13 protein-coding genes are annotated in these 16,288 nt (G+C 65.8%); 5 read left to right on the forward strand and 8 right to left on the reverse strand.

Features of this window, described 5'->3' with window-relative positions; all coding sequences use genetic code 11:
• The first annotated feature begins 39 nt into the window (after positions 1–39).
• On the forward strand, positions 40–2,124 hold the full coding sequence (locus L7H23_RS00070; RefSeq protein ID WP_237837339.1) for a M13 family metallopeptidase: 2,085 nt from the start codon (positions 40–42) through the stop codon (positions 2,122–2,124).
• A 15-nt stretch (positions 2,125–2,139) separates the two neighbouring features.
• On the opposite strand, the gene L7H23_RS00075 is transcribed toward L7H23_RS00070, so the two are convergent.
• Positions 2,140–3,675 carry a BCCT family transporter gene (locus tag L7H23_RS00075; RefSeq protein ID WP_237837340.1) on the reverse strand — a complete coding sequence of 512 codons (1,536 nt, stop codon included), beginning with the start codon at positions 3,673–3,675 and terminating at the stop codon, positions 2,140–2,142.
• A 144-nt stretch (positions 3,676–3,819) separates the two neighbouring features.
• On the opposite strand from L7H23_RS00075, the gene L7H23_RS00080 reads away from it, so the two are divergent.
• Positions 3,820–4,191, forward strand: a complete 372-nt coding sequence (locus L7H23_RS00080; RefSeq protein ID WP_237837341.1) for a hypothetical protein — start codon at positions 3,820–3,822, stop codon at positions 4,189–4,191.
• A 2-nt stretch (positions 4,192–4,193) separates the two neighbouring features.
• Here the strand turns inward: L7H23_RS00080 and L7H23_RS00085 are convergent, their stop codons facing one another.
• A complete protein-coding gene (locus tag L7H23_RS00085) occupies positions 4,194–4,706 on the reverse strand; it encodes a hypothetical protein (protein WP_237837342.1) in 513 nt (170 codons plus the stop codon).
• A 234-nt stretch (positions 4,707–4,940) separates the two neighbouring features.
• Here L7H23_RS00085 and L7H23_RS00090 point away from each other — a divergent pair, with 234 nt between their 5' ends.
• Positions 4,941–5,282: a UrcA family protein gene (locus tag L7H23_RS00090; RefSeq protein ID WP_237837343.1), complete on the forward strand. Its 342-nt coding sequence runs from the start codon at positions 4,941–4,943 to the stop codon at positions 5,280–5,282.
• Positions 5,283–5,340: 58 nt separating this feature from the next.
• Here the strand turns inward: L7H23_RS00090 and L7H23_RS00095 are convergent, their stop codons facing one another.
• The 5 genes from L7H23_RS00095 to L7H23_RS00115 form a co-directional block, all read right to left on the reverse strand.
• Positions 5,341–6,072, reverse strand: coding sequence for a LytTR family DNA-binding domain-containing protein (locus L7H23_RS00095; RefSeq protein ID WP_237837344.1), 732 nt, complete (start codon positions 6,070–6,072; stop codon positions 5,341–5,343).
• Positions 6,073–6,074: 2 nt separating this feature from the next.
• Positions 6,075–7,238 (reverse strand): histidine kinase, encoded by a 1,164-nt coding sequence (locus L7H23_RS00100; RefSeq protein WP_237837345.1) that lies wholly within the window; start codon positions 7,236–7,238, stop codon positions 6,075–6,077.
• A gap of 96 nt (positions 7,239–7,334) precedes the next feature.
• Positions 7,335–8,810 carry an MATE family efflux transporter gene (locus L7H23_RS00105; RefSeq protein WP_237837346.1) on the reverse strand — a complete coding sequence of 492 codons (1,476 nt, stop codon included), beginning with the start codon at positions 8,808–8,810 and terminating at the stop codon, positions 7,335–7,337.
• A complete protein-coding gene (locus tag L7H23_RS00110; protein WP_237837347.1) occupies positions 8,807–9,292 on the reverse strand; it encodes a hypothetical protein in 486 nt (161 codons plus the stop codon). Before L7H23_RS00110 ends, L7H23_RS00105 begins: the two co-directional genes overlap by 4 nt.
• The gene (locus L7H23_RS00115) at positions 9,292–11,973 is read right to left on the reverse strand and encodes a valine--tRNA ligase (protein ID WP_237837348.1); all 2,682 of its coding nucleotides are present in this window, start codon (positions 11,971–11,973) and stop codon (positions 9,292–9,294) included. Before L7H23_RS00115 ends, L7H23_RS00110 begins: the two co-directional genes overlap by 1 nt.
• On the opposite strand from L7H23_RS00115, the gene L7H23_RS00120 reads away from it, so the two are divergent.
• The gene (locus L7H23_RS00120; RefSeq protein ID WP_237837349.1) at positions 11,920–13,353 is read left to right on the forward strand and encodes a hypothetical protein; all 1,434 of its coding nucleotides are present in this window, start codon (positions 11,920–11,922) and stop codon (positions 13,351–13,353) included. The genes L7H23_RS00115 and L7H23_RS00120 overlap by 54 nt on opposite strands.
• Positions 13,354–13,362: 9 nt before the next feature.
• Here the strand turns inward: L7H23_RS00120 and L7H23_RS00125 are convergent, their stop codons facing one another.
• Complete coding sequence (locus L7H23_RS00125) at positions 13,363–15,432, reverse strand: S9 family peptidase (RefSeq protein ID WP_237837350.1); 2,070 nt, start codon at positions 15,430–15,432, stop codon at positions 13,363–13,365.
• 130 nt (positions 15,433–15,562) lie between these two features.
• Between L7H23_RS00125 and L7H23_RS00130 the strand changes: the two genes are divergently transcribed.
• On the forward strand, positions 15,563–16,264 hold the full coding sequence (locus L7H23_RS00130; protein WP_237837351.1) for an HPP family protein: 702 nt from the start codon (positions 15,563–15,565) through the stop codon (positions 16,262–16,264).
• Positions 16,265–16,288: the final 24 nt, after the last annotated feature.

Raw genomic sequence — 16,288 nt, forward strand, 5'->3', positions numbered from 1 at the left:
GCCCCGACCCGGCGGTGCGGGACGTTAGGAGACTGGGGAATGACGAAGTTTTTTGCGGGCGTCGCCGGACTGGCGATCGCCGTATCGCTGGCCACCGCACCGGCCATGGCGAACGAGAAGGGCGTGAATGCGACGCTGGTTGCCGACGGTAACGGCGACGGGAGTGCGCCCGCGAACGACGAAGGATCGCTGAAAGCGCTGACCTTCGGCAAATGGGGCGTCGATCTTGGCGCGCGCGACACGAGCGTGAAGCCCGGCGACGATTTCGACAAATATGCCAATGGCGGCTGGTTCGCCCGGACCGAAATTCCCGCCGATCAGGCGTCGGCCGGCGTCGACTACGACGTCTATAACCTGACCCAGCGCCAGCTTCGCCAGCTCGTCACCGGCGCGCCGGCGACGAGCCAGGTGGGCGGACTGTACCAGAGCTTCCTCGACGAGAAGCGCGTCGATGCGCTTGGCGCGGCGCCCGTGATGGCCGACGTCAACGCCGTCGCCGCGATCAGCGACAAGAGCGCGATGGCGCGCTTCATGGGAACGACGCAGGGAACGTTCGGCGCGACGATCGTCGGCGGCGGCCCCTATGCCGACACCAACGATCCGACGATGAACGTTCTGTGGCTGGGCCAGGGTGGGCTCGGCATGCCCGAACGCGACTATTATCTGAACGACAGCTTCAAGCCGCAGCGCGATGCCTATCGCAGCTATATCGCGCGCACGATGAAGCTCGTCGGCAACGCCGCGCCCGAAAAGGCCGCGGACGCGATCATGGCGTTCGAGACCGAGATCGCGAAGGTCAGCTGGGCGATCGCCGATCGCCGCGACATCGGCAAGATCAACAATCCGATGTCGTCGGACGAACTCGCCGCCTATGCCCCCGGCCTCGACTGGAAGGCCTGGTTCGAAGGTGCCGGCATCGCGCCGCAGAAGCGGATTATCGTCAACGAGAATACGGCGATCCGCGACATCGTGGCACTCTATGCCAAGACCCCGCTCGACACGATCAAGCTGTGGCAGCAATTCCATATCGCCGACAACGCCGCGCCCTATCTGTCGAAGCCGTTCGTCGACAGCCGCTTCGAATATACCAAGGTGCTGAGCGGCGTCGGCGAACTGCGCCCGCGCTGGAAGCGCGGCCTGACGTTGGTCGACGGCAGCCTCGGCGAGCTGGTCGGCGAAACCTATTCGAAGGAATATTTCCCCGCGAGCGCGAAAGCGAAGATGGAAACGCTCGTCGCGAACCTGAAGCTCGCGATGGGTGACCGCATCCGCAACAACAGCTGGATGGCGCCCGAGACGAAGGCCGCAGCGCTCGACAAGCTTTCGAAGATGGATGTCATGGTCGGCTATCCCGACAAATGGCGCGACTATTCGGGGCTGAAGATCGACCCGTCCGACCTGTACGGCAATGTGAAGCGCAGCGCGGCGTTCGAATATGCCTATTCGCTGTCCGACCTGAACAAGCCCGTCGACCGCAAGAAATGGTCGATGAACCCGCAGGAAGTGAACGCCTATAACGGCGGGCTGGAGAACAAGATCGTGTTCCCGGCGGGCATCCTGCAGGCGCCCTATTTCAGCGAGAGCGTCGACGATGCGGTCAACTATGGCGCGATCGGCGCGGTGATCGGTCACGAAATCACGCACGGCTTCGACGATCAGGGGCGCAAGATCGACGCCAATGGTGCGGTGCGCGACTGGTGGACGCCTGCCGATGCGGCGCGCTTCGAGGAACAGGCCAAGGGCTTCGGCGCGCAATATGCGACCTATGAAGCCGCGCCCGGCGCCTTCATCAACCCCGACCTGACGATGGGCGAGAATATCGCCGATCTCGCGGGTCTGGAGGTCGCCTATGATGCATATCATCGCTCGCTGAACGGCAAGGAAGCGCCCGTGATCGACGGGCTGACCGGCGACCAGCGCTTCTTCCTCGCGTTCGCGCAGGCATGGCGCGACAAGGCGCGCGAGGATTCGACCAAGCAGCAGGTGGCGAGCGATCCGCACAGCCCCGCACGCTGGCGGATCATCGGTCCGGTCCGCAACGTCGACGCCTGGTACAAGGCGTTCAACGTCACCCCCGACAGCAAATATTACATCAAGCCCGAAGCGCGCACGCGCATCTGGTAATCGGTCGGGCGCTGGTCAGTTGGATTGGGCGGGGGCGGCCGTGGGTCGCCCCCGCACCATCATCACCGCGAGCGACAGCGCCGCGCCGATGATGACGAACAGCGCGGGGAAGCCGCCGAGCACGGACATCATCCGGATGCCGTCGAGCCCCGATCCCGCGACCAGCACGACTGCGCACAGACCCACCGCAATCCCCCAGACGCTTTGCACCATCATCGGTGCTTCGGGTGCGTCGGGCGTAATGCCGCGCGTCGAGAGCGCGCTCATCGCCGAGACATTGGCATCGGCGCCCGCGACATAGGACAGGAAGATGGTGAAGAGGATGAGCCCCGTCGCGGCCGGACCGCCACCGAGGGCGTCGAACAGGCGGAAGAGGACCGAATCCGGCCCCTTTGCGGCGATCACCGAATAGAGGCTCGCGCCGGTCTGCTGGTCGATGACGATGGCGGATCCCGCGATCGCCGTCATCCAGAGCGCCCCGAACAGCGAAGGCAGGACGAGGTTCATCACGATGAATTCGCGCACGCTGTAGCCGATCGCGAGGCGGCCGAGGAACAGGGCGGTGACCGGCGCCCACGCGAACCAGTTGCCCCAATAGAAGATCGTCCACTGGCGGCTCCAGTCGGCGTCGACGTCGAGCCCGAGATTGCGGGGTACGAAGGTGGTGACATATTCGCCCGTGGCGCGGAGCGAGAGGCCGAACATGTCCGCGGTCGGTCCGGCGAGAAGCGCGAAGGCGATGATCGCGAAGAACAGCCAGGTGTTGAGCACCGACAGGCCGGCGATCCCTTTCTGAAGCCCCGTTGCGGCCGAGATCAGGAAGCTCGCGACGATCAGTGCGGCGATGCCCCATTTGAGCGGCATGCCTCCGCTGAAATGGCCGAGATTCTCGACTCCGCCCGCGAGTGCGAGGATACCGGCACCCATCGAGGCTGCCATGCCGGCGACCAGCGCATAGAGGCAGACGACGTCGATGCCCGTGCCCACCGGGCCATGCGCGCGCTTGCCGAGCAGCGGCACGAAGAGCGACGACAGGCTGAACGGCTCGCCGCGGTTGTAATAGACGAGCGCGAAGGCGAGCGCGGCGACGGTGTAGATCGCATAGGGCGTGAGCGTCCAGTGCAGGAACATCGTCGACATGGCGAAGGTCGCGGCGGCGTCGCTCCCGGGTTCGAGCCCGAGCATCGGGGGCGGCGTGTTGAGGTGAAAGAGCGGCTCGGCGGCGCCCCAGAAGAGGATCCCGGTCGCGATCGTGGTGCAGAGCATCACGGCAAACCATTTCCCGCGGCCGAGCAGCGGCTTCGCGTCGCGGCCGCCGATGACGGTCTTGCCGAGCGGCGAAAGGGCGACGATGCCGAGCAGCCCGATAAAGCCGAGTCCCGCCCCCGCGAAAACCGATCCGAACTCGCGAAGGATCCAGTCGTTCGCCGCGGTTTCTGCCGCCACAAAATCGGCACCGAACCAGACGCTGAGGATCAGCGCCGCGGTCAGGATCGCGAGAGGAATGAAAAAGACGGGGCGATTGATCGGGTGATGCGTTGGTGCTGGCAAAGGACCCGCCGTTCGGACAAGAAGGTGCCGCCAGCATGGCGACTGCGACGCGCGACGTCAAACGGGAGGACGGGCGCCGGACGGGAACGCAACGCGGGGCAGGACGTTGGACCGGGCAGGTGCCTCGATAGAAGGAGAGCTTCGATGATCAGGACGATTTTCATGGCGGCCGCAGCGGCCTCGCTGCTTGTCGGTGCACAGGCCGGCGCGATGCAGAAATCGCCCGACGGCACGACAGCCGAGGAACGCGCCAATACGGCCCGGTTGAATGCGGAGCAGCAGGCGAAGGCGAAGGCCGAGATCGACGCCTATAACGCGCAGGTCGCGGCCACCGCGCAGGCGGAAGCCGCAGCGCAGGCCAAATATGCCGAAGAGACGGCGGCCTACGAAGCTGAGAAGGCACGCATCGCTGCAGTGGCTGCCGAGGAACGGATGAAGTGGGAGGCCGATGTCGCGGCCTGCAAGGGCGGCGACACGAGCCGCTGCGCGCATCCGGCGGCCGAACCGAAGAACTGACCCTATTCGGGCGGCAGCGGGGGATCCGGCGGAGTGCCGGAGCCTTGCTGCTGTTCGGGAGGCGCCGGTGCAGGCGGCTCCGGCAAGGCGACGGGGAGAACCATCGCCGGAACTGCCGGCGCGGTCGGCGCTGTGTCGGGAAACCGTCCGCCGTAGCGATAGCCGTCCTCGGGCTCGTCGGCCGTCCGATCTTCGACGTCGACGGTGCCAAGCTCGCGAAACGCCTCGCTTGCCCGCTGTTCGCGCGCGGCGCGCAGCCTGGCGCCCACCCCGTAGCTGTCGGCGCAGCCCGGACAGGGCACGGCGGACACGCCATCGTCGGCTACCAGCGCATCGGGATTGGAACTGAGCCCCGCAAAGGAAGGCGGATCGGCAGCATCGCCGCGCAATCCTCCGCCCACAGCCAGCATTCCCAGCGCTCCGCCGGCGGCAAGCCCGACCGCGATCAGCGCGGCAATCAGCGCCGCGCGCCGCGCAGTGCCGCGACTCGCGGCCGGTTTACGCTCCCTTGCCATGCGCCAACAAGGCCATGATGAACGCCGGATTACAAGCTTTCGGCCACTGGTCGATGCGCGGATGCGCTTCGTCCGTCCAATCGACCATGCTTCGGGGCCGGTCGAACCTTGCATGCGAAAGCCGCGGAAATGCGCCATCCCCGACATGCGGGATGCGGGAGGGTCTTGGTCTTCCCCGGTTCCAACTCCTTTCGTGTCCCGCATCATCATCCCCCAGATGAGAGGACACTCCCCATGTCGAAACTTTCCCTGATCCTGATTGCCGCGCTCGCGAGTAGTGGCGCTGTGGCTCCTGCCTTCGCGCAGGATGCCGACAACCGCCCCAGTGCAACGATCCGCTATGACGACCTCAACCTGTCGACCGCTTCGGGCCGCGCCCGGCTCGACACGCGCGTTCGCATGGCGATCAAATCGATGTGCGCGAGCGATTCGCGTGCGACGTTGAGCGAGCGGGCGGCCAGCCTCGAATGCGAAGCCGCCGCGAAACGCAGCGTCGAACCGCAGCTGGCGTCGCTCTACAACGGCAGCAGCGCCCGGTTCGCAAGTGAAAAACCGCCGGTCGTCGCCGCTCCCTGACGGCAATCGGCGCTGCGAAGGCGGTCGCGCTCATTGGAGCACGGCCGCCTTTTCACGCTCAGGCGTGCATGATCGCCTTGACGTCGTGCAGATAGGTGCGGCCGATCCGGTGGATGCCGCCTTCGCCTAGATCGACGCTCCACGCGCCGTCTCCATGATGTTTGAGCCCGACGATGCCGCCGCGGCGGATCATCTTCGACCGGTGGATGCGCATGAACTGGTCGGGGTCCATCCGGGCTTCCAATGATTTGATGGTCTGGTGGATCAGCCAGCTGCGCCCGCCGACGTGCAGGCGCATATAGTCGCGCTCGGCCTCGATCAGGTCGACCTGGCCGGCATCGATACGCAGCATCTCGCCGCGGTTCTGGACCCAGAATTCGCTGATCCATTTGCTTTTCTGTTTCGGCGCCCGGTCGGTCGCGCGCCATTCGCGCACGCGGGTGAGCGCGCGCGCCAGCCGGTCGGGGGATACGGGTTTCAGCAGATAGTCGACCGCGGCAACGTCAAAGGCGGCGACGGCATATTGATCGAAGGCGGTCACGAAGACCACCGCGGGCGGATTGTCCAGCTTGTCGATCGCCGCGGCGACCGCGAGCCCGTTGAGATCGGGCATTGCGATGTCGCAGAGCACGAGGTCGGGCGCCAGCGCATCGACCATGCGCAGGGCCGAAGCGCCGTCGCTTGCCGTGCCGACGAGCGATACGCCGTCCTGCTGCCCTGCCAGAATCTGGAGGCGTTCGATGGCCAGCGGCTCATCGTCGACGATCAGGGTCCGAAGCGTCTGCATCATGGTCAGCAGCCCTCCCGCGCCAAGGGTAACCAAAGCGAAACAAAGAAACCACCCGTATCGGATGCGCCCCACTCGCAGCCCGCGGTGGGGCCATAGCGCGTCAGCAGCCTTTCCCGGACATTGCCGAGGCCGAGCCCGGTTCCCGGCGGCGGTACCGGCGCCTTGGGGTCGATGTCATTTTCGACGCGCATGACCAGCAGGCCATATTCGTTGCTGGCGGTCAGCCGGATCGCGATCTTTCCCTTGCTGGGCGCGACGCCATATTTGATCGCATTCTCGATGATCGGTTGCAGGATCAGGACCGGGACGCAGGCATTTTCGAGTTCGCCGGGGATCATGACCTCGACCTGCAGGCGATCGGGGAAGCGCGTCTGTTCGATGTCGAGATAGAGGCGCTGCAGCGCGATTTCCTCGTCGAGGCTGACGAGCTGTTCGGGGTCGATCGCGAGGCTCGACCGCAGGAAGGACGAGAGATTCATGATCATCGTCTCTGCCTCCGCCTTCGATCCCCGGAGCACCAGCGTCGAAAGCGAGTTCAGCGTGTTGAACAGGAAGTGCGGATTGACCTGGTAGTGGAGGGCGCGAAGCTGCGCGGTCTGGGCCTCTATCCGGAAATGGTTGGCGCGCCGCTCGACCGCGCGCATCTCGTTCGCATAGCCGAAGGCGACGTAGAGCGCCGCCCACACGGCAAAGAAGAAATACCAGCGGATCGAGCTGTCGAGGATCAGCATCGTTTCCCAGGCGACGGGGAATTTGGACTGGACCTCCTTCACGATCTGCGCGGAGTCGGAGGCGGGGAACCAGTAGAAAAAGACGAACAGGTTGATCGAGGCGTAGAGGATGACCAGCGGTACGGCGGCGCCGAGCGCGACCGCGAGGCGCGCGCCGAAGCTGCGCGGCTGGACCCGCTGGATCAGCTGATACAGCACGAAGGTGCAAAGGATCCCGGCGACGACCACGATGGCGCGGCGTCCGGCATATTCCCACTGCTCGGCGCCCGCGAGCATGCCGAGGCCGGTCGTGATCAGAAAATAGAGCAGCCACATGACGAGGATCGAACCGATCGCGACGCGCGGATTGACGCGGGCATCGGAAGCCCGCCAGTCGGGCGCCGCGGCCAGCATCCTTGCCCGCTGGTCACGCAGCGCCTCTTTACGGAGATTCATGTTCATTGGGGCTGCTTTAGCGTCCGACATGCGACGAAGGCTAGCAGACGCCGGGCCGCCAGTCGAAGGGGTGGACGCTTTGGTCGAAGAAAAAGGTCAGGATGCCGTCGGTTGAGGAAGCGACCGGCGCCAGTTTCCGCGCTTGTAGACTGCCCAGGCCATGGCCAGCGATGCGAGCGAGGAGAGCGGAAAGCTCCACCACAATATGTCGCTGCCGATGACCGGATAGCCGAAATAATAGATGCCGAGGCGGATCGGGAACATCGACAGGAACAGGATGACGAGCGGCGGAACGACCGAACCATTGGCGCGCAGCGTACTGATCAGGACGATCGTCGTGCCGAAAGGCAGGAAGGTCCAGGTCGCGATAAACTGGATGTTGCGCGCGACATCGATCGCGTCGCTGCCGCTGCCGAGGAACAGCGCGAGGGCGGCGCGGTCGAAGAGCAGGAGCAGCACGATCAGTACGCCGGTCATCGCGAGGTTGATCGCGATGCCGCTGTTGGTCACCCCCGCGACGCGGTCCCAGCGCTGCGCGCCGATATTCTGCGCCGCCATCGAGCTGACCGCCGCACCGACCGCAAGCGCGGGCATCTGGATATAGTTCCAGAGTTGAAGCGTCGCGCCATAGGCGGCGGCGGTGACAAGCCCCTCGCGATTGACGAGCCCGACCATCACCAGCCCTGCGCCCGAGATCACGAGCATCTGCGCCCCCATCGGCAGCCCGCGCCCGATGATGAAGCGAAGCTCGTTCCAGTTGGGGATCAGGTAGCGGAGTTCATGCCCGCGCAGCCGCAGCACATGGTTCTTTGCATAGAACCAGATGATCATCCCGGTCAGGCTGATGGTCCCGGCCACCGCGGTTGCCAGCGCGCTTCCGGCGATGCCAAGACGCGGGAAGGGGCCGATGCCGAGGATTAGGACCGGATTGAAGGCGATATCGAGCACGACCGCGAGGATCATGAAGCGTAGCGGCGTCACGGCGTCGCCCGCGCCGCGCGAGGCCATCATCAGCGTAACGGAGAGCATCGAGGCTGGAACGGCGAGAAAGGTGACGCGCAGATAATCATGTGCAAGCGCGAAGGCCTCGGGCGGGGTTTCGAGCCAGCGCAATATGCGATCCGATGCAAACCAGCCAAGGATCGCGATCACGACCGAGAACATCAGCGCCAGGCCGATCACGCCGCCGGTCGCGCGGCGCGCCGCGTCGATGTCGCCGCGCCCCATCGACTGGCCGATCAGCACCGTTGCCGCCATGCCGAAGCCGAAGAAGGCGCCGAACATCAGGAACATGATGATGTTGGCGTTGGCGGTCGCGGCGAGCGCGCTTTCGCCGAGAAATTGCCCGACCCATACGGAATTCACCGAGCCCGAGAGCGTCTGGAGAATGTTCGACGCGAGCGTCGGCAACGCGAAGAGGATCAGCGTTTTTGCGATCGGGCCGGTCGTCAGATCCATCCGCCCGCCGCCGCGCGCGGTCTGACGCGGCGGGACCGGGCTCGCCGCCGGATCGGCAGCCGTAGCGACCGGGGTCGGGGTGAGGGGGGCGTCGTCGTTCAGGTCGGTGGTCATTCGGGGCCGCCTTCGAGGTCGCCGGTGCACTGAAGTTCGGGATCATCCTTCGCCATGCGTTCGAATTCGCCGGTCTGCTTGCTGATGCCGGGAAAGAGCCGGTCGGGCGCGACATGATAGGATGCGATCAGCGTCATGGCCCATGCGTAATGGCGCGCACCGGCGGCGCAGCTATCGCTGCCGCCGTCGCCTTCGCCCCACACCACATGCCAGTCCGCCGTGCCGTCGCGAGTCAGGATGGTCTTGAAGCCGCCGATGACGCCATTGTCGCCCTCGGCATAGGCGATCGCGCGATCGCCGTCGTTCCAGACGCGAAGATGGCTAAAGGTGAAGCGGAAATCCGGGTGCGAGCGCAGCACATCGAGGATCGCGTTGCGTTCGGCGCTGCCGACGGCGGGGGTATGCGGGGCGGCTTCGCTTGCAGCCAGCGCCGCCGCGAACAGCAGCGCCGTTGCCAGAAGCGGAGCCCGCCACCCGCGCATCACCCCAGCCGCGCCAGCGCGGCGGTCAGGCGATCGGCTTCGGCTTCCTTCGCGGCATGGTCGGCGCGAGCCTTGTCGACCGCTTCGGGCTTGGCGCGTTCGACGAACGACGGATTGTTCAGGCGGCCGGCGAGGCCGTCGCGTTCCTTCGCGGCGGCGGCGAGCGCCTTGGTCAGGCGGTCGCGTTCGGCGGCGATGTCGATCACGCCTTCGAGCGGGACGGTGATCGTCTCGCCCTCGACGACGAGCTGCGCCGAAGCGCCCGCGGGCGCCGGATCGAAGCTGACGCTCTCGAGGCGCGCGAGGCGGTCGAGCTGCGCTGCAAGCTTGTCGGTGCGGGCCTTGAGTGACGCCGGGAAATGCGCGGTCAGGCGGGCGCCTGGGGGCAGGCCAAGTTCGGCCTTGGCGGTACGGAGCTCGCTGACCAGCTTGATCAGCCAGTCGATGTCGGCGCTCGCGGCGGCGTCATTCTCGGCTGCCGGCGCGGGCCACTTCGCAGTGATCAGCGGATAGCCGGCGCGGTCGCCGAGCCCGGTCCACAGCTCTTCGGTGATGAAGGGCATGAAAGGATGGAGCATGACGAGGATCTGGTCGAGTACCCAGCCGGCGACGGCCTTGGTCTCGTCGTCGATCGCGCCCTTGATCAGTTCGAGGTACCAGTCGCAGAAACGATCCCACGCGAAGCTGTAGATCGCATTCGCGGCCTCGTCGAAACGATAGGCGGCGAAGGCGCTTTCCATCGCGGCGACGGTCGCGGCGACCTCGCCGATGATCCAGCGGTTGACCGGCAGCGTCGCGGCGGGGGCCTCGAAGCTGGTCGAGGCCGAAATGCCATTGGCTTCGCAGAAGCGCGCGGCGTTCCACAGCTTGGTCGCGAAATTGCGATAGCCCGCGAGGCGTGCGTCATCCATCTTGATGTCGCGGCCCTGGCTTTCCATTGCTGCCATGAAGAAGCGCAGCGCGTCGGCGCCATACTGATCGATCAGCCCGAGCGGGTCGACGACATTGCCCTTCGACTTCGACATCTTCGCGCCATCGGGCGCGCGGACGAGGCCGTGGAGATAGAGCGTCTTCCACGGGACGTCGCCCATGAACTCCATCCCCTGCATCGCCATGCGCGCATCCCAGAAGAAGAGGATGTCGAAGCCCGAGATGAGGACGTCGTTAGGGTAGTGGCGCTTCAGCAGCTCGCTATTCTCGGGCCAGCCGAGCGTCGCGAAGGGCCAGAGCGCGGAGGAGAACCAGGTGTCGAGGACGTCCTCGTCGCGGGTCAGGGCGACGCCGGCGCCGGCCTGAGCCTGTGCTTCCTCTTCGGTCTCGGCGACGAAGATGCTGCCGTCTTCGGCATACCACGCCGGAATCCGGTGGCCCCACCACAGCTGGCGCGAGACGCACCAGGGCTGGATATTCTCCATCCAGTTGAAGAAAGTCTTTTCCCACGTCTTGGGCACGATGTTGATGCGGCCGTCGCGGACCGCTGCCATCGGCGGCTGCGCCAGCGTTTCGGCGTCGACATACCATTGGTCGGTAAGCCATGGCTCGATCACCACGCCGCCGCGGTCGCCGAAGGGCGTCTGGATCGTGCGCGGTTCGGCGTCGTGCTCGCCGCCGTCCTTGTCGACATGAGGAATGAGGAAGCCGAGTTCCTTCATCCGCATCACGACCAGCTCGCGCGCGCCGTCCTTGCCGTCTCGCCTGAAGCGGTGGAGGCCGAGATATTCGGCGGGGATCAGCCCGTCGGCGGTCTGGATGACGTTCGCGTCGCCGTCGAGCATGTTGAGCATCTCGCCGGGCTTGAAGCCCGCGCGCTTGCCGACGTCGAAGTCGTTGAAATCATGCCCCGGGGTGATCTTCACCGCGCCGCTGCCGAGTTCGGGGTCGGCATGTTCGTCGGCGACGACCTTGAAGCGGCGCCCGGTGATCGGCTGCAGGATGTCCTTGCCGATCACACTCCTGTAGCGCGCATCGTCGGGGTGCACCGCGACCGCCATGTCGGCGAGCATCGTTTCGGGGCGCGTTGTCGCGACTTCGATATAATCACGACCGTCATCGAGCGTCACGCCGTCGGCGAGCGGATATTTGAAGTGCCAGAAGCCGCCCTGAACCTCGTGCGTCTCGACCTCAAGGTCCGAGATCGCCGTCTTGAGCTTGGGATCCCAGTTCACCAGCCGCTTGTCGCGGTAGATCAGGCCCTTCTTGTGCAGGTCGACGAAGACCTTGACCACCGCCTGCGTGAAATGCGGGTCCATCGTGAACTGCTCGCGCGACCAGTCCATCGAGCAGCCGAGGCGGCGAAGCTGACCGGTGATCTGACCGCCGCTTTCGCCCTTCCACTGCCAGACCTTCTCGACGAATTCGTCGCGCGTGTAGTTGGTGCGCTTGTCCTGTCGCTCCTCGAGCTGGCGTTCGACGACCATCTGCGTCGCGATCCCGGCGTGGTCCATGCCGACCACCCACAGCGCATCCTTGCCGCGCAGTCGTTCGTAGCGGACGAGGACGTCCTGCAGGGTGTTGTCGAGCGCATGGCCGATGTGCAGCGCGCCGGTAACGTTCGGCGGCGGGTTGACGATCGTGAAGGGTGTCGCGTCGGGACGTTCGGGGCGGAACAGCCCGCGGCTTTCCCATTCATGGGCCCATTTCGCCTCGATAGCGGCGGGATCGAAGGTTTTTTCCATCGGCATAGTGGCGCGCCTTTGCCAGCGGGGCGGCGGGCCAGCAAGTCCCTTTCGGCGCGAGCCGCGCTTGCGAAGGCGCGCCGCTTATGCTCAATCGGGTGCATGCGGTGGTGGATCGGGGCGGCCGCCCTCCTGTGGACATCTGCGGCGCTCGCTGCGCCCGCAACGAACGAAGAGCCGAAACTGGTTGAGGTTTCGGCCGACGGCGCGACGCTCTATTTTGCCGGCAAGCTCGATTTCCCGGCTTTCCTCGCCTTTTCAAAGGCGCTCGGCAAGTATCCGGGCGTCAAGCGCCTGGTCATCGCATCGCAGGGCGGCGAGGTGCGCGCCGGGCAGCTGATGGCCGCGTCGGTCGGAATGCGAAAGCTGTCCGTCCACGTCGAACATCTTTGCGCGTCGGCCTGCACGCTGGTGCTGATGTCGGCGAACGAGCGATCGATAGGGCCGGACGCGAAGATCGGCTTTCACAAAAGCTATTGGATCCCCGAAGAGACGCCGGACGAAGAGGGCGGAGCGCCTCCCGAAGCGGCCAAGACGGACAATGGCAAGGACGGGGCGGAAGAGGTTCGCACGACATCCCGCCGGTCCAGCTCGGCTGAAGCCGGACGCGTCGAGCGCTATGGCGACCGGACCTTCCGCTGGGCGATGGAGAAGGCGGGCGTCGACGGCGATTTCACCGAGCGCGCGCTCGCGACCCCGTCGGCCGACATGTGGTATCCCGCGCGGGATGAGCTGCTTGCCGCGCACGTCGTGACGCGCCTTGACGACGCGGCTGCCGCAAACGGCCCCTCGTGGGCTGTTGATCGCGCGAGCGCCCGCGCCTTGTTGGCCGGTCCGTTGTGGACCGCGCTCGAGGCGAAGCGGCCGTTGCTCTGGAACCGTATCGTCGACAATGTGTGGCGCGATCGCAATGCCGGTGTTCCGGCAAGCGAAGCGGCGCTGAGCGTGCATCTGAACATCTCGACCGACCTTGCGTCCGACGTGGCGCGTGCCCCCGACGCGCTGGTCAGTCGCCTGCTGACGATCCACGCCGCGCAGGCTGCGAAGATCCGTGAGGGCGGTTATCGGTCATGCCGCCTGACGGCCGAAACGATGGCGGACGAAACGGGCGACGAACATTTCATGCGGGCGGAAGAGGAAGCAGCTCTCACCGAGATGCTGTTGCTTCCGAAGCTGCAGAAGCCGCTCGAAATCAAAAAGGCGACGCGTATCGTCGCCAGATTTTCGGGGGCGAATCTTCCCGATATCTACGACGAGACGGAGGATTCAGCTGACTTTGATGCCGACTGTCGCGACGGCCTTCATGTCATCGAGACGATCAATGCCGCGCCAGCGAAGCAGCGCGTCGAAGTCTATCGCGCGCTGCTGTCGCTGTTCGACCAATAGGCCTGCGGCCTATTTCCGGAGGTGGCTGCCGAGCCAGTCGAACACGGTGCGATGCCACTGCACGCTGTTCGCGCCCTTCAGCACCCAGTGGTTCTCGTCGGGAAAGACGAGGAGCTGGCTTTCGATGCCGCGACGCTGGAGCGCCGTGAAGGCCGCGAGCCCCTGCGTATAGGGGATGCGGAAGTCCTTCTCGCTGGTGATCACCAGCATGGGAGTCTTCCACTTGGCCACATGATTGACGGGGTTCCATTTCTCGAACTCTTCGGGAACCTCGTAATAGGGGCCGCCATGCTCCCATTCGTCGAACCACAGTTCTTCGGTCTCATAGGCCATTGCGCGCGCGTCGAAGACGCCGTCGTGCTGGACGAGGCATTTGAAGCCGTCGGTCCACTGGCCGGCGATCCAGTTCATCATATAGCCGCCGTATGACGCGCCGAGCGCGCAGGCGTTGGCGATGTCGAGCTGGGCATCCTGTTTGCCCGCGGCGGCAAGGCCGAGCTTCAGATCCTCGAGCGGTTTGCCGCCCCAGTCCTTGTTGATCGCGTCGGTGAAGGCCTGGCCGTAACCGGTCGAGCCGTGGAAATCGACGCTGACGACGCCATAGCCCTGCTGCGCGAACAGGCGCGGGTTCCAACGGGTCGACCAGCCGTTGCCGAAGCTGCCCTGTGGGCCGCCATGGACGATGAAGGCGACCGGCAGCTTGGCCGTCGCATTCGCCGGTTTCAGGATGATGCCCCAGACCTTGTCGCCGTTCGCGCCGGCGAACTGCATGCGGTCGAATTTGACCGGGTCGAACTCGGCGAGCGTCGCGGCGTTGACCGCGGTCAGCTGGCTGACCTTGCCCTTGGCGTCGCGGGTGTAGAGATCGGTCGGGGCGAGTGCGCTGTTGCGCGTGTAGAGCAGCGCGCCGCCGGGCAGCACCGTGACATCGCCGATCGTGCCGTCGAACGCCTCGGTCGAGGCCTTGAGCTTCTCGACCTTGCCGGTCGCCGCATCGACCCTGAACACCGGATGGTCGAGCACGTCCTGCGCGGTAACGAACAGCGCCTTGCCGTCGGCCGCCCAGCTGATCGAGTCGACCGAGCGATCCCACGCGTCGGTCAGCTTCTTCGTCTCGCCGCTTTCAAGGTTGCGGAGCATCAGCACCTGCCGGTCGGCTTCGTAGCCGGGGCGCGCCATCGCGACATAGGCGAGCCACTTGCCGTCGGGCGACGGGGTGGGCAGCGTGTCGGTTGCCTGATTGTCCTCGGTCAGGTTGATCGGCATCATCCGGCTGTCGACCAGCCAGCTGTAAATGTCGAGATTGGTCGAGGTCGGCTCGTGGCGGTCGGCCTTGCGCAGCGTGAAGAAGACCGTGCGGCTGTCGGCGCCCCACGCGAGTTCCTCGCCGCCGCCCATCGGCTTCGACGGGCTGTCGCCGATCAGGCCCGCGTCGACCGGACGTGCGACGCTCGCCTTGCCGCCGTCGAGATTGAAGACGAAGGGGCGGCTATAGGTGCCCGGGGTTTCCCACTGGTCCCAGTGGCGCACGAAGCCGGCACCGTCCTTGTAAAGGCGCCCGCTGCCGGGGCCGACGAGCGCGCCCTTGTCCTTGGCTTCGCAGCCGAAGTCGGTGCATTCCTTCGGAATGTCGCCCCACGCGAGCAGTTTCTTGCCGTCGGGCGAAATCTTGAAACCGGAAACGTCGGCCTGGGTGTCGGTGACCTGTGTCGCCGGGGTGCCGGCCGCAAGGTCGACGCGCCAGATCTGGTCCTTGCCTGACGCGTTCGAGAGGAAATAGAGGCTGCCGTCGGGCGCGAAGGCGGGCGAGGTTTCATTCTTGCCCGCGACGTCGGCGATCCGGACCGGCTTGGCATCCTTTGCGTTGCGGTCGATCAGCCACAGGCCGGTCGAGCGCTTGTAGCTCTCCTTCTCGGTGTCGGTCTGCTGGAAGACGACCCAGCGTCCGTCGGGCGACGCGGTCGGCGCGGCGACGCGCTTCAGCGTGGCAAGGTCGACCTCGGTCATCGGTCGGGCGAGTGCGGGGGAGGAAAGGGCGGCGGTGAGCGCGATCGCGCTGGTGAGGAGCATGTTACGCATGGCGGGGGTTTAACGCTGCTGCGCGGGCATTCAAGCGCGATCGTCAATCGAGCTTCGCATGCCCAAACCAAAGCTGTCTGGATCGCCTCGCCGCGATCGTCCATCGGCGCGGACCGATAAGGAGAATCGCGTGTTTCAGGCGCTGTCGACGACGACCTACCGTATTTTCGTGCCGCTGCTCGCGGGGGCGAGCCTGCGCGACCGTGCGATCGGCAGCATCGGCGCCCTGATCGGCATCGCGGCCGCCGGCGCCGTCTGCCTTGCGCTCTTTCCCGCCGCGACGCCGTGGATCGTCGCTCCGATCGGGGCGTCGGCGGTGCTCCTGTTCGCGGTTCCCGCGAGCCCGCTGGCGCAGCCTTGGTCGATTATCGGGGGAAATGGTGTGTCGGCGATCTTCGGGATCCTCGTCACCGGCTTCGTCCCGCAGCCCGAACTGGCCGCCGCACTCGCCGTCGGCGGCGCGATCCTGATCATGTCGCTGCTCCGTTGTCTTCATCCACCCGGCGGAGCCGCCGCGCTCAGCGCGGTGATCGGTGGTCATTCGTTGCAGTCCGGTCACGCCGCGCATCTGCTGCTGCCGATACTGGCCAATTCGCTGCTTCTCGTCGGCGCCGGCTGGCTGTTTCACCGCTTTTCGGGCCACAGCTATCCGCACCGCGCCAAGCCGGTGGAGGGGAAGGCCGTCGTGCCGGCCGCTTCCGGGCTTCTGATGGCAGACATCGACGCGGCGCTCGACGATCTGGGCGAGACGTTCGACATCAGCCGAGAGGATCTCGCGCTGCTTCTGGATCGGGCAGAGCTTCATGCCGAGGCGAGGGGCAAGGGCGCCTGACGCGGCCGCTGGTCCGCAAGGCCT

This window comes from Sphingopyxis sp. BSN-002, assembly GCF_022024275.1.
GTDB lineage: Bacteria > Pseudomonadota > Alphaproteobacteria > Sphingomonadales > Sphingomonadaceae > Sphingopyxis.